Below are 18,491 nucleotides of genomic sequence, written 5' to 3'. Positions count from 1 at the left end.
GGGACACCGGAAACGGTGTCCCCCTTCGTGTGAGGACACAGTGATGTACAAGCTCTTCTTCCGCCTGGTCTTCTCCCGGATGGATCCGGAGAAGGCCCACCACCTGGCCTTCCGCTGGATCGGGCTCGCCGCCCGGATCCCGGTGCTGCGCACGTTCGTCGCGGCGGCCCTCGCCCCCCGCCACAAGGAACTGCGTACCGAGGCCTTCGGCCTGCGCATGCACGGCCCGTTCGGGCTGGCCGCCGGCTTCGACAAGAACGCGGTCGCCGTCGACGGCATGGCGATGGTCGGCTTCGACCATGTCGAGATCGGCACGGTCACGGGGGAGGCGCAGCCCGGCAACCCCAAGACGCGGCTGTTCCGCCTCGTCTCCGACCGGGCGCTGATCAACCGCATGGGCTTCAACAACGAAGGCTCGCTGACCGTCGCCGCGCGCCTGGCCTCCCGCGAGCCCGTCTTCCGGACCGTCGTGGGCGTCAACATCGGCAAGACCAAGGCCGTCCCCGAGGCGGAGGCGGTCGCCGACTACGTCAAGTCGGCAGAGCGGCTCGCGCCGTACGCCGACTACCTGGTCGTCAACGTCTCCTCCCCGAACACCCCCGGGCTGCGCGACCTCCAGGCCACGGAGGCGCTGCGGCCCCTGCTGAGCGCCGTGCGCGAGGCCGCCGTCCGTACCGTCGCCCACCGGCGTGTGCCGCTGCTGGTGAAGATCGCCCCCGACCTCGCCGACGAGGACGTGGACGCCGTCGCCGACCTCGCCGTGGAGCTGGGTCTGGACGGGATCATCGCCACGAACACCACCATCGCGCGCGAGGGCCTCGGTCTGACATCGCCACCCACCCTGGTGAAGGAGGCCGGCGGCCTGTCGGGAGCGCCGCTCAAGGCACGCTCCCTGGAGGTGCTGCGGCGCCTCTACGCGCGCGTGGGCGACCGCATCACCCTGGTGGGCGTCGGCGGCGTCGAGACCGCCGAGGACGCCTGGGAGCGCATCCTCGCCGGCGCCACCCTCGTCCAGGGCTACAGCGCCTTCGTCTACGAGGGGCCCTTCTGGGCCCGCGTGATCCACAAGGGGCTCGCCGCCCGCCTGCGCACCAGCCCGTACGCCACCCTGGCCGACGCGGTCGGCGCCGACGTGAGGAAGACGGTATGACCCTGGAACCCTTCGGCGCCCGTCTGCGCCGTGCCATGGACGAGCGCGGCGCCCTGTGCGTCGGCATCGACCCGCACGCCTCGCTGCTCGCCGAGTGGGGCCTGGACGACACCGTCGCCGGTCTGGAACGGTTCAGCCGCACGGTCGTCGAGGCCCTGGCCGACCGCGTCGCCGTCCTGAAGCCGCAGAGTGCCTTCTTCGAGCGGTTCGGCTCGCGCGGGGTGGCCGTCCTGGAGAGGTCGGTGGAGGAGGCGCGGGCGGCCGGCGCCCTGGTCGTGATGGACGCCAAGCGCGGCGACATCGGCTCGACCATGGCCGCCTACGCCGAGTCCTTCCTGTGCAAGGACGCGCCGCTCTTCTCGGACGCGCTGACCGTCTCGCCGTACCTCGGCTACGGCTCGCTCTCGCCCGCCGTGGCGCTCGCGCGCGAGAGCGGCACCGGACTGTTCGTGCTGGCGCTGACCTCCAACCCGGAGGGCGGCGAGGTCCAGCACGCGGTGCGCGCGGACGGTCGCAGCGTCGGCGCGACCATGCTGGCGCACCTGGCCGCCGAGAACACCGGGGAGGAGCCGCTGGGCTCCTTCGGCGCGGTCGTCGGTGCCACGCTCGGTGACCTGTCGACGTACGACCTCGACATCAACGGGCCGATCCTCGCGCCCGGCATCGGAGCCCAGGGAGCCACCCCGGCGGACCTGCCGCACGTCTTCGGGGCCGCTGTGCGCAACGTCGTGCCGAACGTCAGCCGCGGAGTGCTGCGGCACGGCCCCGATGTCGTAGCGCTGCGTGACGCCGCGGATCGATTCGCGCAACAGGTCCGGGCCGCGGTCGAAGCCGCCTGAACGCCGTCGGCCGTCCGACCGGGACCTCTGTCGGACGGCGCGGACGGACTTGAGCCTGAATACATCCTCAAATCCGGGGCATTTTGTCTTTAATGTCCGTCCTGACTAAGGCTGACCAGGACTTTTCCGCTGTTCTCGCTGACTCTGGCGGTGTTGGCCGCTAGTCTCCGAGCGGAGGGTGAACGGGCAAGCGTGTTGCTCGTAGCTCCCCAGGTGAGGGGCGACTAGGTTCCTCACCGGTCCGTATCCGACAGTTCGACATCCGAGGTGACGTAGGCGTGGCTCTTCCGCCCCTTACCCCCGAACAGCGCGCAGCCGCGCTCGAAAAGGCCGCCGCGGCTCGCCGGGAGCGGGCCGAGGTCAAGAATCGACTCAAGCACTCCGGCGCCTCTCTTCACGAGGTGATCAAGCAGGGCCAGGAGAATGACGTCGTCGGCAAGATGAAGGTCTCCGCACTCCTGGAGTCCCTGCCGGGCGTGGGCAAGGTCCGCGCCAAGCAGATCATGGAGCGACTCGGCATCTCCGAGAGCCGCCGGGTGCGCGGTCTCGGCTCCAACCAGATCGCCTCCCTGGAGCGTGAGTTCGGCGACACGGCCAAGTGAGTCCGCAGTGCCCCGGGCAGTGCGTCCCGGGCACGGTGAGACTGCTGGAATAATCGCTGCATGGCTGTAACACCCCGGGGGACGACCCCCGAACCCCCGGACGCACGTCCGCGGCTGACCGTGCTCTCCGGCCCCTCCGGGGTCGGCAAGAGCACGGTCGTCGCTCATATGCGCAAAGAACACCCCGAGGTCTGGCTCTCGGTGTCGGCGACGACCCGCAGGCCCCGCCCCGGCGAGCACCACGGTGTCCACTATTTCTTCGTCACCGACGACGAGATGGACAAGCTGATCGCCAACGGCGAGCTGCTGGAGTGGGCCGAGTTCGCCGGCAACCGCTACGGGACGCCGCGTGCCGCCGTGCTGGAGCGACTGGAGGCGGGTGAGCCCGTCCTCCTGGAGATCGACCTCCAGGGCGCCCGGCAGGTCCGCGGCTCCATGCCCGAGGCCCAGCTGGTGTTCCTGGCTCCGCCCTCCTGGGAGGAGTTGGTGCGCAGGCTCACCGGCCGCGGCACCGAGCCGCCCGAGGTGATCGCACGCCGTCTGGACGCGGCAAAGATCGAACTGGCGGCCGAGCCGGAGTTCGACGAGACCCTGGTCAACACCTCCGTCGAGGACGTGGCGCGCGAGCTGCTAGCCTTGATGGATGTCGTGTGATCGGAACCATGTGATCACCGCCCGTCTTTTCCCATCTATCGGAAGGTAGAGCGTGTCCTCTTCCATCTCCGCTCCCGAGGGCATCATCAACCCGCCGATCGACGAGCTCCTCGAGGCCACCGACTCGAAGTACAGCCTCGTGATCTACGCGGCCAAGCGGGCCCGCCAGATCAACGCGTACTACTCGCAGCTCGGCGAGGGCCTCCTCGAGTACGTCGGTCCGCTCGTCGACACCCACGTCCACGAGAAGCCGCTCTCGATCGCGCTTCGCGAGATCAACGCGGGTCTGCTGACGTCGGAGGCCATCGAGGGCCCGGCTCAGTAGTATTTTCAGCTTGCAGTCAGTTTTTCCACAGGCCCGGCAGCGCGACTGCCGGGCCTGTGGTGTGTGATGGACTCGTACGCCGGGGAGCCGCGGCGTACGTTGCGCCGAGGTCCGGGGAGAGACGGTGGACAAACCCAAGGTCGTACTGGGGGTCAGTGGCGGCATCGCCGCGTACAAGGCCTGCGAGCTGCTGCGCAGACTGACCGAGTCGGGCCACGACGTGCGCGTCGTCCCCACCGCCTCCGCCCTGCACTTCGTCGGCGCGGCCACCTGGTCCGCCCTCTCCGGCCACCCGGTCTCCACCGAGGTCTGGGACGACGTCCACGAGGTCCCGCACGTCCGCATCGGCCAGCACGCCGACCTGGTCGTCGTCGCCCCCGCCACGGCCGACGTGCTCGCCAGGGCCGCCCACGGCCTGGCCGACGACCTGCTGACGAACACCCTGCTCACCGCCCGCTGTCCGGTCGTCTTCGCCCCGGCGATGCACACCGAGATGTGGGAGCACCCGGCCACCCAGGAGAACGTGGCGACGCTGCGCCGCCGCGGTGCCGTCGTCGTCGAACCGGCCGTCGGCCGGCTCACCGGCGTCGACACCGGCAAGGGCCGGCTGCCCGACCCCGCCGAGATCTTCGAGGTCTGCCGACGCGTCCTGGCCCGAGGCGTACGGGAACCGGACCTGGCCGGACGGCATGTGGTCGTCAGCGCGGGCGGCACCCGCGAGCCCCTCGACCCCGTCCGCTTCCTCGGCAACCGCTCCTCCGGCAAGCAGGGCTACGCCCTCGCCCGTACCGCCGCCGCCCGCGGCGCCCCGCGTCACGCTCGTCGCGGCCAACGCCGCGCTGCCCGATCCCGCCGGCGTCGATGTCGTCCCGGTCGGCACCGCCGTGCAGCTTCGGGAGGCGGTGCTCAAGGCGGCGGCCGACGCCGACGCGGTGGTCATGGCCGCCGCGGTCGCCGACTTCCGGCCCGCGCACTACGCCGCGGGCAAGATCAAGAAGAAGGACGGGCAGGAGCCGGACCCCATTGTTCTCCTGCGAAATCCGGACATCCTCGCGGAGATCTCCGCCGAGCGTGCCCGCCCCGGCCAGGTCGCGTCGGCTTCGCCGCCGAGACCGACGACGTGCTGGCCAACGGCCGGGCGAAGCTCCGGCGCAAGGGCTGCGACCTGCTGGTGGTCAACGAGGTGGGGGAGCGCAAGACCTTCGGCTCCGAGGAGAACGAGGCGGTCGTGCTGGGCGCCGACGGCAGCGAGACCCCGGTCCCGCACGGCCCCAAGGAAGCCCTGGCCGAAATCGTGTGGGACTTGGTGACGCGGCGGCTGGAGTGATTGTTTGATGCGCGTCACGGTTTCCCGACCTTGCCCATTCGGGTGTGCGCCCCTGGCCAACAGCGGTCCGCATTGGGCAGAATGCCTGTGCCGCAGGTCACAGGGCTCCCGAGAGGCGAGACAGGTGGGCCGGTGGTGAAGCGCGACCGATAAACTGTTGTCGGACGACGCCGGGCGCAGCTCCCGTCGCGTCCGCCCATGATGAGCCAGCAGCCGCTGCAACCCCAGGGAGCGTTGTGTCCCGTCGCCTGTTCACCTCGGAGTCCGTGACCGAGGGTCACCCCGACAAGATCGCTGACCAGATCAGCGACACCATCCTCGACGCGCTTCTGCGCGAGGACCCGGCTTCCCGGGTCGCCGTGGAAACCCTGATCACGACCGGACTGGTGCACGTCGCCGGCGAGGTCACCACCAAGGCGTACGCGCCGATCCCGCAGCTCGTCCGGGACAAGATCCTGGAGATCGGCTACGACTCCTCGAAGAAGGGCTTCGACGGCGCCTCCTGCGGCGTCTCGGTGTCGATCGGCGCGCAGTCCCCGGACATCGCCCAGGGCGTCGACACGGCGTACGAGACCCGGGTCGAGGGCGACGAGGACGAGCTGGACCGCCAGGGCGCCGGCGACCAGGGCCTGATGTTCGGCTACGCGTCCGACGAGACGCCGACGCTGATGCCGCTCCCGATCTTCCTGGCCCACCGCCTGTCGAAGCGCCTCTCGGACGTCCGCAAGAACGGGACCATCCCCTACCTGCGCCCCGACGGCAAGACCCAGGTCACCATCGAGTACGACGGCGACAAGGCGGTGCGGCTGGACACGGTCGTCGTCTCCTCGCAGCACGCGTCCGACATCGACCTCGACTCGCTGCTCGCGCCCGACATCCGCGAGTTCGTCGTGGAGCCGGAGCTGAAGGCGCTGCTGGACGACGGCATCAAGCTCGACACCGAGAACTACCGCCTGCTGGTCAACCCCACCGGCCGCTTCGAGATCGGCGGCCCGATGGGCGACGCCGGACTGACCGGCCGCAAGATCATCATCGACACCTACGGCGGCATGGCCCGCCACGGCGGCGGTGCCTTCTCCGGCAAGGACCCGTCCAAGGTCGACCGCTCCGCCGCCTACGCCATGCGCTGGGTCGCGAAGAACGTCGTCGCCGCCGGCCTGGCCGCGCGCTGCGAGGTCCAGGTCGCCTACGCGATCGGCAAGGCCGAGCCGGTCGGTCTGTTCGTCGAGACCTTCGGCACGCACAAGATCGACCCCGAGAAGATCGAGAAGGCCATCGACGAGGTCTTCGACCTCCGCCCGGCCGCGATCATCCGCGATCTCGACCTGCTCCGCCCGATCTACGCCCAGACCGCCGCCTACGGCCACTTCGGCCGCGAGCTGCCCGACTTCACGTGGGAGCGCACGGACCGCGTGGACGCGCTCAAGGAGGCGGCGGGGCTCTGAGTCCCGACCGCGACGCACACACCGGGCCCGGCTTCTTCAGGGAGGCCGGGCCTCGGCGTTGCGCGGCCCGGCCCCCGCGGACGGGCGTCGCAGGGGGTGGGCTTTCGGCGCGGGCCTTTGTCAGTGGCGTTTGGTATGAATGCAAGCGTGAGCAGCGAGAACGGGCAGCAGGGGGGCGGTGGCGGCGACGGGGCGCCGCCGGAGCAGCTCGCGCTTCTCCGGGAGACCGTGCGGCAGGCCAAGGCGCCGCGGGCGAAGCCCCGGACCTGGCGGGGAGCCGCGCTGGCCGAGCGACTGCCGGTCGCGCGGGTGCTCGTGGACAAGGGAGTCCTGCACCTCGACCGCTACTTCGACTACGCGGTGCCCGCCGAGCTGGACGCTGACGCCCAGCCGGGGGTGCGGGTGCGGGTGCGGTTCGGGGCCGGGCGCGGACGGGTGCGTGAGGGGCGCCGTGAGGCGGGGCTGATCGACGGGTTCCTCGTCGAGCGCCTCGCCGAGTCGGACTACGCCGGGCCGCTGGCCGCCCTCGCCCAGGTCGTGTCGCCCGAACCCGTGCTCGGCCCGGAACTGCTCGGGCTGGCGCGGGCCGTCGCCGACCGGTACGCGGGGAGTCTGGCGGACGTCCTTCAGCTGGCCGTGCCGCCGCGCAGCGCTCGGGCCGAGCAGCGGCCCTCGCCCGCGCCGCTTCCCCCGCCGCAGGCCCCTCAGCCGGGGTCCTGGGGGCGTTACGAGCACGGGGGCGCGTTCCTCGACGCGCTTGCCTCGGGAGGGGCCCCACGGGCCGTGTGGAACGCCCTGCCGGGTCCCGAGTGGAGTGAGGAACTGGCCCGGGCCGTCGCCGCCACGCTGGCCTCGGGGCGCGGGGCCCTCGTCGTCGTACCGGACGGGCGGGCCGCCGCGCGTGTGGACGGCGCTCTGACGGCTCTGCTGGGGGAGGGGCGGCACGCGCTGCTCACCGCCGACGCAGGGCCGGAGAAGCGGTACCGGGAGTGGCTCGCCGTGCGGCGCGGCAGCGTGCGGGCGGTCGTCGGGACGCGGGCCGCCATGTTCGCCCCGGTGCGTGACCTCGGGCTGGTGGCCGTGTGGGACGACGGGGACGACAGCCACAGCGAGCAGCACGCCCCCCAGCCGCACGCGCGCGATGTGCTGCTGCTGCGGGCGGCGCAGGACGGGTGCGGCTTTCTGATGGGGGGCTGGAGCTGCACCGTCGAGGGCGCGCAGCTCGTCGAGAGCGGGTGGGCGCGGCCCCTGGTCGCCGGCCGGGAGCAGGTGCGCCGGGCGGTGCCGCTGGTGCGGACCGTGGGGGACCAGGATCTCGCCCGGGACGAGGCGGCACGGGCCGCCCGGCTGCCCAGCCTCGCCTGGCAGGCCGTCCGTGAAGGACTGCGGCACGGGCCCGTGCTCGTGCAGGTCCCGCGGCGCGGCTATGTGCCGCGCATGGCGTGCGCCGCCTGCCGGGCACCCGCCCGGTGCCGGCACTGTTCCGGGCCCCTGGAGGCGCGCGACAGCGGGTCGCTGTGGTGCGGCTGGTGCGGACGCGAGGAGAACGCCTGGCACTGCCCGGAGTGCGGGGGTTTCAAGCTGCGCGCGCAGGTCGTCGGCGCGCGGCGTACGGCCGAGGAACTGGGCCGGGCGTTCCCCGCCGTTCCGGTGCGCACCTCCGGGCGGGAGCAGGTGCTGGACACCGTACCGGGCACGCCCGCGCTGGTCGTGAGCACGCCGGGAGCCGAGCCCGTCGCCGAGGGCGGGTACGCGGCGGCCCTGCTGCTGGACGGCTGGGCCATGGTCGGGCGGCCCGACCTGCGGGCCGGGGAGGACGCGCTGCGACGTTGGATCGCGGCCGCCTCACTGGTACGGCCGCAGGGCGACGGGGGGACCGTCGTCGTCGTCGCCGAACCGACCCTGCGGCCGGTACAGGCACTGGTGCGGTGGGACCCTGTCGGACACGCCGTGCGGGAGCTGGCGGAGCGGGCGGAGCTGGGCTTTCCGCCGGTGTCGCGGATGGCGGCCGTCGCGGGGACGGGAGAGGCGCTGGCCGCGTTCCTGGGCTCTGTGGAGCTGCCCAGGGAGGCCGAGGTGCTGGGGCCCGTCCCGCTGCCGGTCACTCCCGCGGGGCGGACCCGGAGGCCGGGGGCGCCGCCGCCCGGCGAGCGGTGGGAGCGGGCGCTGATCCGGGTGCCGCCGGGGAGGGGTGCCGCCCTGGCCGCGGCGCTCAAGACGGCACAGGCCGCGCGGATGGCCGCGCGGGGCGGTGCGGCGGCCTCTCGGGGCGACGGCGCCTCGGGAGCGGTGTGGGTGCGGGTCGATCCGCCGGACATCGGGTGAGCGCGGGAGGGAGGCGTGCCGCGGTGGCGGGTTTCCTTCGAAGCCCTCCCGTGCGGCCGCCTCAGCCTGGGGCCGACCGCGCGGACGTGCGCCTCGGGCCGACCGCGCGGACGTGCGCCTCGGGCCGACCGCGCGGACGTGCGCCTGGGACCGACAGCGCGGACGTGCGCATGGGGCACACAGTGCGGACACGCGTCTGCCCCCTCGGGAGTGCGTCCGAGAGGGCAGCGGGGCGGAGCGCCGTCAGCCGTTCCGCGGACCGGGGAAGGCCGTCGGTCTGGCCTCCTCGCGCAGGGACTTGCTGCCCCCCGTCGGCTGCGTCGGCATCGAGCGGGCCGCGGGGACCGTGGGCACCACGGAGATGCCGGCGCCCACATTGACCGTGCGGGGGACCGGAGCCTCCGCCGACGTGTGGTCGGTGTCCGTGGCGGTGACCGTGGCGGTGGCGGTGGCCGCGATCGTCTGAGGGGCGGCCCGGCGGGCGCCGTAGCGGCGGTGGACCGCCTGCTTGGTGACGCCGAGCGCGGAGCCCACCGCGTCCCACGAGAAGCCGAGCGAGCGGTCGAAGTCCACCGCCGCGGTGACCAGGGTCTCGACGCTGTCCCGCAGTTCCTGGGCGAGGCGGACCGTCGGGGCGGGGGCGCGTCCGTAGACGACGAAGCCCGTGGACGGGCCGGAGCGGCGCGGGCGGTAGACGTTGCCCAACTGGGCGGTGAGCGTGCGCAGTGCGTCCACCTGCCGGCGGACCCGCTCGATGTCCCGCACCAGCAATTGCAGGCTGGCCCGGGCCTGGGCGTCGTGGGTTGCGTGGTCGGCCATGAACAAGCCTCTCGAACCGGCGTTGAAGAGAAAAGGGGCGGGCCGCGGTGGGCGCGGTCCGGTGTGGTCAACTCTGTCTTGACCAACGCGGTTGCGCTCCGCTGGTCACGGTGTGGGGGCGTATGGGCATATGCGTACGCCCCCGGCGGGGGTGTCGGCCGGGCCTCCGGCCCCCGCCGTTCTCGTCTCCCGTCCGCGCACCGCCCGGTCGGTCGGACACGGAGTGAACCTCTCCCGCGGGTGCCAGGCGCCGTCGGCGGCTCTTCCCTCTCGCGCAATAAACTTGTGCGTCGCCCGTCGTCCGTTTCCTTCGAGAGGCCCGTGCCCACTCATGAAGCTCGTCTTCGCCGGTACCCCCGAGGTCGCCGTTCCCGCTCTGGACGCCCTGCTCGCCTCCGGGCGGCACGAGGTGGCCGCCGTCGTCACGCGCCCCGACGCGCAGGCGGGCCGGGGGCGCAGGCTGGTCGCCTCTCCCGTGGCCCAGCGCGCGGAGGAGGCCGGGATCGAGGTGCTGAAGCCCGCCCGGCCGCGGGAGCCGGAGTTCCTGGCCCGGCTCGGGGAGATCGCGCCGGACTGCTGTCCCGTCGTCGCCTACGGCGCCCTGCTGCCGAGGGCGGCGCTCGACATCCCGGCCCGTGGCTGGGTCAACCTGCACTTCTCGCTGCTGCCCGCCTGGCGGGGGGCCGCGCCGGTGCAGCACGCCGTCATGGCGGGAGACGAGATCACCGGCGCCTCCACGTTCCTCATCGAGGAAGGGCTCGACTCCGGGCCCGTCTACGGCACGGTGACGGAGGAGATCCGGCCCACCGACACCAGCGGTGACCTGCTGACCCGGCTGGCCTTCGCGGGCGCCGGGCTGCTCGCGGCCACCATGGACGGCATCGAGGACGGCACGCTGAAGGCCGTACCCCAGCCGCAGGACGGCATCACGCTCGCCCCGAAGATCTCCGTCGAGGACGCCCAGGTCGACTGGACCGCTCCGGCGATGCGCGTCGACCGCGTGGTGCGCGGGTGCACGCCCGCGCCCGGTGCCTGGACGACGTTCCGGGGTGAGCGGCTCAAGCTCATCCAGGTGCGGACCACGCCGGGGCGCGACGACCTCGCGCCGGGCGAGTTGGCCGTCGGCAAGAACAGCGTGCACGTCGGCACCGGCTCGTACGCCGTCGAGCTGCTGTGGGTGCAGGCGCAGGGCAAGAAGCCGATGCGGGCGGCCGACTGGGCCCGCGGGGTGCGCATCGCGGACGGTGAGCGGGCCGGGGAGCCGGCGGGGGAGTAGCCGGGGCGGGAGCGACGCTCCTGCACCGGGGCCGGCCCGCCCGTCGTAGGCTGGGCGTACCTTCATCCCGCAATCCGGAGCACCTTTTTCGTGAGCGAGCAGCCCAGCCGTCCCCGCACCCCCGGCAAGCCCCACCGTCGGCCCAAGAAGGACCCCGTCCGCTTCCTCGCCTTCGAGGTGCTGCGGGCCGTGGACGAGCGGGACGCCTACGCCAACCTCGTGCTTCCGCCGCTGCTGCGCAAGGCGCGGGCGAGCGGGGACTTCGACGGGCGGGACGCCGCCCTCGCCACCGAGCTGGTGTACGGGACGCTGCGGCGGCAGGGGACGTACGACGCGATCGTCGCCGCGTGTGTCGACCGGCCGCTGCGGGAGGTCGATCCGCCCGTGCTCGACGTGCTCAGCCTCGGGGTGCACCAGCTGCTCGGGACGCGCATCCCGACGCACGCCGCCGTGTCCGCCTCCGTCGAGCTGGCGCGGGTGGTGCTGGGCGACGGGCGGGCCAAGTTCGTCAACGCCGTGCTGCGCAAGGTCGCCCAGCACGACTTCGACACCTGGACCGAGAAGATCGCGCCGCCCTACGAGGACGACCCCGAGGACCATCTCGCCCTCGTCCACTCGCACCCGCGCTGGATCGTCTCCGCGCTGTGGGACTCCCTCGGCGGCGGCCGGGCCGGCATCGAGGAGCTGCTGGCGGCCGACAACGAGCGGCCCGAGGTGACCCTGGTCGCCCGGCCCGGACGGTCCACCACCGATGAGCTGCTGGGCGAGGAGGCCGCCGTCGCCGGACGCTGGTCGCCGTACGCGGTGCGGCTCACCGAGGGCGGCGAGCCCGGCGCGATCGACGCCGTGCGGTCCGGGCGCGCGGGCGTGCAGGACGAGGGGAGCCAACTGGTGGCGCTGGCACTCGCCAACGCGCCCCTGGAGGGGTCCGACGCCCACTGGCTCGACGGATGCGCCGGGCCCGGCGGCAAGGCCGCGCTGCTGGCGGCGCTCGCCGCCGAGCGCGGGGCCGTGCTGCTGGCCTCGGAGAAGCAGCCGCACCGGGCCCGGCTCGTGGCCAAGGCGCTCGACGGCAACCCCGGGCCCTACCAGGTCATCACCGCCGACGGGACGCGGCCGCCGTGGCGGCCCGGCACCTTCGACCGGGTGCTGATGGACGTGCCCTGCACCGGACTCGGCGCCCTGCGCCGGCGGCCCGAGGCGCGCTGGCGGCGCAAGACGGAGGACCTGGACGGCTTCGCGCCCCTGCAGCGCGGGCTGCTGCGGACCGCCCTGGAGTCCGTACGGGTCGGGGGCGTCGTCGGGTACGCCACCTGTTCGCCCCATCTCGCCGAGACCCGGGCCGTCGTCGCCGACCTGCTCAAGCAGTTCCCGGAGACCGAACTCGTCGACGCCCGGCCCCTCCTCCCGGGCGTACCCGCCCTCGGCGACGGCCCCGACATCCAGCTCTGGCCGCATGTGCACGGGACCGACGCGATGTACCTGGCGATCATCCGGCGCACCGGCTGACCGCGGGCCCGCGCGGCGAGGGCGCCTGCTTCGTGCGGCCGCGCCGGCGGCCCGCGCCGTACGGAGCCCGATATCCGTTCGGGACCGATGCCACCAACGCCCGGAGGGCATGGCAGGCTTGGGGCATGGCCGCGCAGATCAACCCCAGCATCCTGTCCGCCGACTTCGCCCGCCTCGCGGACGAGGCCCAGGCGGTCGCCGAGCCGACTGGCTCCACGTCGACGTCATGGACAACCATTTCGTCCCGAACCTCACGCTCGGCGTGCCGATCGTGGAGTCGCTGGCCCGCGCGACGGACACCCCGCTGGACTGCCATCTGATGATCGAGGCCCCCGATCGCTGGGCCCCGCAGTACGTCGAGGCGGGTGCCTCGTCCGTGACCTTCCATGTCGAGGCGGCCGCTGCGCCGGTGCGGCTGGCCCGCGAGATCCGCGCGAAGGGCGCCCGCGCGTCCATGGCGCTGAAGCCGGCGACGCCGATCGAGCCGTACGAGGATCTGCTGCCCGAGCTGGACATGCTGCTGATCATGACCGTCGAGCCGGGCTTCGGCGGCCAGGCCTTTCTCGACATCATGCTTCCGAAGATCCGCCGCACCCGGGAGCTGATCGGCAAGCACGGACTGGAGCTGTGGCTCCAGGTCGACGGGGGTGTCTCGGCGTCGACGATCGAGCGCTGCGCGGAGGCGGGCGCGGACGTCTTCGTGGCGGGTTCGGCGGTGTACGGGGCCGAGGATCCGGCCGAGGCGGTCCGCGCGCTGCGCGCGCAGGCGGACGCGGCGACCGCCAAGGCGTCCTGGGCGTGCGACCACTGAGCCACAGCTACGTGAACGGCTTTCATCGGGACTGATCAAGTGTGCCGCATCTGCGAGGATGAACGGCGTATCCAGAGTGTGAACAGCAGTGAGGAGATCGCCGTGTCGGGTATGTCGGCGGGCCGGTCAGCCATGCGGATGGGGCCCGCTGAGCTGGTCCAGGCGGCGGCCATGGCCCGCCGCTTCTACCTCGAGGGCAAATCCAAGATCCAGATCGCCGAGGAGTTCGGCGTCAGCCGCTTCAAGGTGGCCAGGGTCCTGGAAACCGCCCTCGAACGGGATCTCGTACGGATCGAGATCCGTGTGCCGGCCGAACTGGACGCCGAGCGCTCCGACGCGCTCCGCGCCAGGTACGGCCTCAGGCACGCCGTGGTGGTCGAGTCCCCGGCCGATGCCGAGGAGTCGCCCGACCCCGAGAACCTGGGGGAGGTGGCCGCCGACCTGCTCGGCGAGCTGCTGAACGAGGGGGACGTCCTGGGCCTGGCCTGGGGCCGGTCCACCATTCACATGGCGGCGGCGCTGGACCGGCTGCCGCCCTGCACGGTGGTGCAGCTGACGGGCGTGTACGACGCCGGGACCGCCGAGCGCGGCTCGGTCGAGGCCGTCCGCCGTGCCGCGCAGGTGTCCGGCGGTGACGCGCACCCCATCTACGCGCCGATGCTGCTGCCGGACGCGGCCACCGCGATCGCGCTGCGCCACCAGACCGGGATCGCCCGGGCCTTCGAGTACTTCGACAAGGTCACGGTCGCCTGTGTCTCCATCGGCTCCTGGGAGCCGGGCATCTCGACGGTGCACGACATGCTCAGCGACGAGGAGCGGGCGCACTACGCCTCGCTCGGGGTCGCCGCCGAGATGTCCGCGCACCTCTTCGACTCCGAGGGGCGCCGGGTCGGCCGGGACCTCGGTGAGCGGTGCATCACCGTCAAGGCGGACCAGCTCCGCCGTATCCCCGAGGTCGTCGCGATCGCGGGCGGCCAGCGCAAGGCGGGCGCCATCGACGCGGTGCTGCGCTCGGGGCTCGTCACCAGCCTGGTGACGGACACCTCGGCCGCGGACTATCTGATGACGGCGGGCCCGCCGCCCAGGCCCGCCCTGAACCGGGCGGACCCCGACGGGGTCTGACCGGCCCGGACAAAAGGTCATGAGGGGACGGCCGTGACAGCACCGACGGATGCTGCCGCAGTACGTCCCCCGTGTGCTCTCCCGCCCCGCCGGTCTTCCCGCATGCCTGCTCGCGCCGCTGCCGGGCCCGCGCGGCGACCGAGTGCTCCTGCTGACCGTCCCGGTCGGACGGCACGGTCACCGTCGGGGTCTCCGAGCCGCCGGCCGAGGCCCGGCGGACCCAGGACCGCACCGACGCGGGCGGGCCCTTCCCTCCGTACGCCCAGGACGGCGCCGTCTTCGGGAACGTCGAGGGGTTGCCGCCCCCGGCACGAGCGGGGCTGCCACCACGAGTCCACCGGCCCACGCGGGGCTCGCGCGACCGCGAGGCCCGGCGCGTTGTCACCGGGCGGGGCGGCGAGATCTACTACACCGATGATCACTACGACTCGTTGAGGGCGGTACTGGGATGACGCAGCACGTGGTCACGCTGGACCTCGACGGGGTCACGGACAAGGCCGGCCTGATGGACCGTGCCGCCCGTGCCCTGGACCTGCCCGAATGGTTCGGGCGCAACTGGGACGCACTGGCCGACTGCCTGTCCGACCCCGGCGTCTGGCCCGCCGAGGGCACGGAACGGGGGCTGCTCGTCGTCGTACGGGGCTGGCGGCCGTACGCGCGGGAGAACGCGCAGGAGTGGGCGGTCGCCGAGGACGTGTTCGCGCAGGCGGTGGACCGGACCCCCGCGCTGTCGGTGGCGCTCGCCCTCGGAGGCGTCGCGGGCACCTGACCGGTGGGCGCCGCGGGGCGCCTGCCGGCGGGAGGGGCGCTCGTCGGCGGGCGCCGTGGGCATCCCTCGGATGTTCCTCCGAACACCCTCCTGACCAGCCTGGACGATCGTCCCGGGCCGGGAGTGACGGCTCTCGTGGGACAATGAAGTACGTGCTCTGCCCCCTGACCGGCCGGTCCGGGGGTCACCTCTGATCGACTGGGATGTGCAGCACGTGCGTTTCCTCAACGACATCCAGCCCGCCTACGACCTCACGTACGACGACGTCTTCATGGTGCCGAGCCGCAGTGCGGTCGGGTCGCGTCTGGGCGTGGACCTCAACTCCCCCGACGGCACGGGCACCACGATCCCGCTGGTCGTCGCCAACATGACCGCCGTCGCCGGGCGCCGGATGGCCGAGACCGTGGCACGGCGCGGCGGGCTCGTGGTGATCCCCCAGGACATCCCGATCGACGTCGTCACCGACGTCATCTCCTGGGTCAAGAGCCGCCACCTCGTGCTGGACACCCCGATCGTGCTCGCCCCGCACCAGACCGTCGCCGACGCGCTGTCCCTGCTGCCCAAGCGCGCGCACAACGCCGGCGTCGTGGTGGACGGCGACGACCGCCCGGTCGGCGTCGTCACCGACGCGGACCTCAACGGCGTCGACCGCTTCACGCAGCTCACCGAGGTCATGTCCAAGGACCTGCTGCTGCTCGACGCGGACATCGACCCCCGCGAGGCCTTCAACACCCTCGACGCGGCCAACCGGCGCTACGCCCCCGCCGTCGACGCGGACGGCAGGCTCGCCGGCATCCTCACCCGCAAGGGCGCGCTGCGCGCCACGCTGTACACGCCCGCCACCGACGCGCGGGGCAGGCTGCGGATCGCCGCCGCCGTCGGCATCAACGGCGACTTCGCGGAGAAGGCGAAGCTGCTGCTGGACGCGGGCGTCGACACCCTCGTCATCGACACGGCCCACGGCCACCAGGAGTCGATGCTCAACGCCATCAGGCTGGTGCGCGACCTCGACCCGCAGGTCCCGATCGTCGCCGGGAACATCGTCTCCGCCGAGGGCGTCAAGGACCTGATCGACGCCGGCGCCGACATCATCAAGGTCGGCGTGGGCCCCGGCGCCATGTGCACCACCCGCATGATGACCGGCGTGGGCCGCCCGCAGTTCTCCGCGGTCCTGGAGTGCGCGGCCGAGGCCAAGAAGTACGGCAAGCACGTGTGGGCCGACGGCGGTGTCCGCCACCCGCGCGACGTGGCCATGGCCCTCGCCGCCGGCGCGTCCAACGTGATGATCGGCTCCTGGTTCGCGGGCACCTACGAGTCCCCGGGCGACCTCCAGCAGGACGCGAGCGGGCGGCTCTACAAGGAGTCGTTCGGCATGGCGTCCGCGCGCGCGGTGCGCAACCGCACCTCCGAGGAGTCGGCGTACGACCGCGCCCGCAAGGCGCTCTTCGAGGAGGGCATCTCCACCTCCCGCATGTTCCTGGACCCGGCCCGTCCGGGCGTCGAGGACCTGATCGACTCGGTCATCGCGGGCGTCCGCTCCTCCTGCACCTACGCGGGTGCCGCCTCCCTGGAGGAGTTCGCCGAGAAGGCCGTCGTCGGCATCCAGAGCGCGGCCGGTTACGCGGAGGGCCAGCCCCTGCACGCCAGCTGGAACTGACCGTTCCGTCGGGGAGTGCCCGCGGGTCCGGCTGTGGCCGGGCCCGCGGTTTCTTTTCGCGCCCCTGACGTGCCTCCGGACGAGCCGGGCTGGCGACGTGACCCCGAACGTGCGCCGCGGACGAGCACCATGACGTACGCCCCGTACGCCTCCCGAGGCGCCCCCGACGTGCGCGGCCGTCACCGCGCAATGAATAGGCACCCCGGTGCGATAGACGCAACGATCTTGCGGATACGCGCAAGGTTGCTGCATTACACCGGCAACGCTCCCCCTCGTAAGGTCGTGCGCTGTACAAGGTGTGGCGGGGACCCCGCTCGGTGGGTTCCTGTTCACGCAGGGGTGCCGCCGGTCCCCGTCGCTCCGCTCGGCAGCGACAAAGGAGTCAGCGCGTGCTCGACCAAGGCGCACCCCCGCACCAGCGCAGTCGGACCGTCCCCGCACCCCCCGGGCTCGGCGCGCGCCTCATGCGGCGCAAGCCCGTGGAACGCCTGGTTGCCGAGGGGGGCCAGGGTGAGGGAGGGTCCCTGCGGCGCTCCCTCGGGCTGTGGCAGCTCACCATGATCAGCATCGGCGCGACGCTCGGCACGGGCATCTTCGTCGTCCTCGGCGAGGCGGTCCCCAAGGCCGGGCCCGCCGTCACGCTGTCCTTCGTGATCGCCGGACTCACGGCGCTCTTCTCGGCCCTGTCCTACGCCGAACTGGCGGGCACCATCCCGGTCGCCGGCTCCTCCTACTCGTATGCGTACGCAACGATGGGCGAGTTGATCGCCTGGGTGTGCGGCTGGTGTCTGGTGCTGGAGTACGGCGTGTCGGTCGCCGCCGTCGCGGTCGGCTGGGGCGAGTACCTCAACGAGCTGCTCGACGGCACGATCGGTGTGACCATCCCCGCCGCGCTGTCCGCCCCGCCCGGCGACGGCGGTGTCTTCAACCTGCCCGCGCTGATCGTGGTCCTGCTGGCGATGACGTTCCTGCTCGGCGGCGCCCGCGAGTCGGCCCGTGCCAACACCGTCATGGTCGTCGTGAAGATCGCCGCGCTGGTGCTGTTCTGCGCCATCGGCGTCCAGGGCTTCCGCTCCGGCAACTACGACGACTTCATGCCGCTCGGCATGGCCGGCGTCAGCGCCGCCGGGGCCACGCTCTTCTTCTCGTACATCGGCTTCGACGCCGCCTCCACCGCCGGTGAGGAGGCGACGAACGCGCAGCGCGACCTGCCCCGCGCGATCATGCTGTCCCTGGTCATCGTGACCGCGCTGTACGTCCTCGTCGCCGCCGTCGCCGTGGGCGCCAGGCCCTGGCGGGACTTCACCGACTCGGAGGCCGCACTCGCCCAGATCATGCGCGACGTCACCGGCCAGACGTTCTGGGGCACCCTGCTGGCGTTCTGCGCGGTCATCGCCATCGCGAGCGTCGTCCTGACCGTCCTGTACGGCCAGACCCGCATCCTCTTCGCGATGTCCCGGGACGGGCTGGTGCCCAAGGTGTTCTCCCGCGTCCACCCGAAGACCGGCGCGCCCCGCGCCAACACGCTGATCGTCTCCCTGTTCTGCGGTGTCCTGGCGGCCGCCGTGCCGCTGGGCCAGCTGGCCGACGCCACCAGCATCGGCACCCTCTTCGCCTTCGCGCTGGTCAACGTGGCCGTCGTGGTGCTGCGCCGGACCCGCCCGGAGATGCCCCGCACCTTCCGCGTCCCGCTGTCGCCGCTGCTGCCCGCGCTGGGCCTCGCCTTCTGCCTCTGGATGATGGGCAGCCTGTCCGCCGTCACCTGGGTGGTCTTCGGTGTCTGGATGGCGGTCGGGCTCGTGGTCTACTTCCTCTACGGCCATCGCCGCTCCCGCCTCGCGTCATCCGAAGTGAAGTGAAC

General features: G+C 72.7%; 14 protein-coding genes and 3 pseudogenes. 16 read left to right on the top strand and 1 reads right to left on the bottom strand.

Translation table 11 applies throughout. The features are described 5' to 3' along the window. Nucleotides 1–43 precede the first annotated feature (43 nt). The 8 genes and pseudogenes from BM536_RS19420 (at nt 44) to BM536_RS19385 (ending at nt 8,667) form a co-directional block, all read left to right on the top strand. Complete coding sequence (locus tag BM536_RS19420) at nt 44–1,150, top strand: quinone-dependent dihydroorotate dehydrogenase (RefSeq protein WP_073493498.1); 1,107 nt, start codon at nt 44–46, stop codon at nt 1,148–1,150. After that, a complete protein-coding gene (pyrF, locus tag BM536_RS19415; RefSeq protein WP_170109934.1) occupies nt 1,147–1,989 on the top strand; it encodes an orotidine-5'-phosphate decarboxylase in 843 nt (280 codons plus the stop codon). The genes BM536_RS19420 and pyrF overlap by 4 nt, the downstream gene beginning before the upstream one ends. A 278-nt stretch (nt 1,990–2,267) precedes the next feature. Then, a complete protein-coding gene (locus BM536_RS19410; RefSeq protein WP_073493500.1) occupies nt 2,268–2,591 on the top strand; it encodes an integration host factor in 324 nt (107 codons plus the stop codon). A gap of 60 nt (nt 2,592–2,651) precedes the next feature. Beyond that, entirely contained in the window at nt 2,652–3,245 is a 594-nt protein-coding gene (gmk, locus tag BM536_RS19405) for a guanylate kinase (RefSeq protein WP_073493501.1), read from the top strand. A gap of 52 nt (nt 3,246–3,297) precedes the next feature. After that, a complete protein-coding gene (gene rpoZ, locus BM536_RS19400; RefSeq protein WP_003977348.1) occupies nt 3,298–3,570 on the top strand; it encodes a DNA-directed RNA polymerase subunit omega in 273 nt (90 codons plus the stop codon). Nucleotides 3,571–3,694: 124 nt separating this feature from the next. Further along, a pseudogene (gene coaBC / locus BM536_RS19395) lies at nt 3,695–4,897 on the top strand (bifunctional phosphopantothenoylcysteine decarboxylase/phosphopantothenate--cysteine ligase CoaBC). Nucleotides 4,898–5,133: 236 nt separating this feature from the next. Further along, nucleotides 5,134–6,342, top strand: a complete 1,209-nt coding sequence (gene metK, locus BM536_RS19390) for a methionine adenosyltransferase (protein ID WP_094103264.1) — start codon at nt 5,134–5,136, stop codon at nt 6,340–6,342. A gap of 147 nt (nt 6,343–6,489) precedes the next feature. Then, on the top strand, nt 6,490–8,667 hold the full coding sequence (locus BM536_RS19385; protein WP_094103263.1) for a primosomal protein N': 2,178 nt from the start codon (nt 6,490–6,492) through the stop codon (nt 8,665–8,667). 243 nt (nt 8,668–8,910) lie between these two features. Here the strand turns inward: BM536_RS19385 and BM536_RS19380 are convergent, their stop codons facing one another. Continuing rightward, nucleotides 8,911–9,486 (bottom strand): hypothetical protein, encoded by a 576-nt coding sequence (locus BM536_RS19380; protein ID WP_073493503.1) that lies wholly within the window; start codon nt 9,484–9,486, stop codon nt 8,911–8,913. A gap of 331 nt (nt 9,487–9,817) precedes the next feature. Here BM536_RS19380 and fmt point away from each other — a divergent pair, with 331 nt between their 5' ends. The 8 genes and pseudogenes from fmt to BM536_RS19340 all read left to right on the top strand — a co-directional run bounded on the left by fmt (nt 9,818) and on the right by BM536_RS19340 (nt 18,489). After that, nucleotides 9,818–10,762 carry a methionyl-tRNA formyltransferase gene (gene fmt / locus BM536_RS19375; RefSeq protein WP_094103262.1) on the top strand — a complete coding sequence of 315 codons (945 nt, stop codon included), beginning with the start codon at nt 9,818–9,820 and terminating at the stop codon, nt 10,760–10,762. A 90-nt stretch (nt 10,763–10,852) separates the two neighbouring features. Next, a complete protein-coding gene (locus BM536_RS19370; RefSeq protein ID WP_073493506.1) occupies nt 10,853–12,271 on the top strand; it encodes an RsmB/NOP family class I SAM-dependent RNA methyltransferase in 1,419 nt (472 codons plus the stop codon). Between the two features lie 125 nt (nt 12,272–12,396). Continuing rightward, nucleotides 12,397–13,082: pseudogene (rpe, locus tag BM536_RS19365) on the top strand (ribulose-phosphate 3-epimerase). Between the two features lie 78 nt (nt 13,083–13,160). Beyond that, on the top strand, nt 13,161–14,204 hold the full coding sequence (locus BM536_RS19360) for a sugar-binding transcriptional regulator (protein WP_073493508.1): 1,044 nt from the start codon (nt 13,161–13,163) through the stop codon (nt 14,202–14,204). 230 nt (nt 14,205–14,434) lie between these two features. After that, nucleotides 14,435–14,656, top strand: a pseudogene (locus tag BM536_RS42985) (ribonuclease domain-containing protein); the annotation flags it as partial. Further along, nucleotides 14,653–14,973 (top strand): barstar family protein, encoded by a 321-nt coding sequence (locus BM536_RS19350; protein ID WP_073493511.1) that lies wholly within the window; start codon nt 14,653–14,655, stop codon nt 14,971–14,973. The pseudogene BM536_RS42985 and the gene BM536_RS19350, both read left to right, overlap by 4 nt. A gap of 214 nt (nt 14,974–15,187) precedes the next feature. Next, nucleotides 15,188–16,630: a GuaB1 family IMP dehydrogenase-related protein gene (locus tag BM536_RS19345; protein WP_170109950.1), complete on the top strand. Its 1,443-nt coding sequence runs from the start codon at nt 15,188–15,190 to the stop codon at nt 16,628–16,630. Nucleotides 16,631–17,019: 389 nt separating this feature from the next. Then, nucleotides 17,020–18,489, top strand: a complete 1,470-nt coding sequence (locus BM536_RS19340; protein WP_073493513.1) for an amino acid permease — start codon at nt 17,020–17,022, stop codon at nt 18,487–18,489. The last annotated feature ends 2 nt before the right edge of the window (nt 18,490–18,491 follow it).

Source organism: Streptomyces phaeoluteigriseus (assembly GCF_001896135.2).
In the GTDB taxonomy this organism is placed as follows: domain Bacteria; phylum Actinomycetota; class Actinomycetes; order Streptomycetales; family Streptomycetaceae; genus Streptomyces; species Streptomyces phaeoluteigriseus.
This window is presented reverse-complemented; position numbering and strand designations above follow the sequence as displayed.

Bases quoted from the DNA above. Each gene is read 5' to 3' on its own strand.
- pyrF (WP_170109934.1), top strand. From the start codon at position 1,147: ATGACCCTGGAACCCTTCGGCGCCCGTCTGCGCCGTGCCATGGACGAG.
- BM536_RS19380 (WP_073493503.1), bottom strand. From the start codon at position 9,486: ATGGCCGACCACGCAACCCACGACGCCCAGGCCCGGGCCAGCCTGCAA.
- fmt (WP_094103262.1), top strand. From the start codon at position 9,818: ATGAAGCTCGTCTTCGCCGGTACCCCCGAGGTCGCCGTTCCCGCTCTG.
- BM536_RS19420 (WP_073493498.1), top strand. From the start codon at position 44: ATGTACAAGCTCTTCTTCCGCCTGGTCTTCTCCCGGATGGATCCGGAG.
- gmk (WP_073493501.1), top strand. From the start codon at position 2,652: ATGGCTGTAACACCCCGGGGGACGACCCCCGAACCCCCGGACGCACGT.
- BM536_RS19350 (WP_073493511.1), top strand. From the start codon at position 14,653: ATGACGCAGCACGTGGTCACGCTGGACCTCGACGGGGTCACGGACAAG.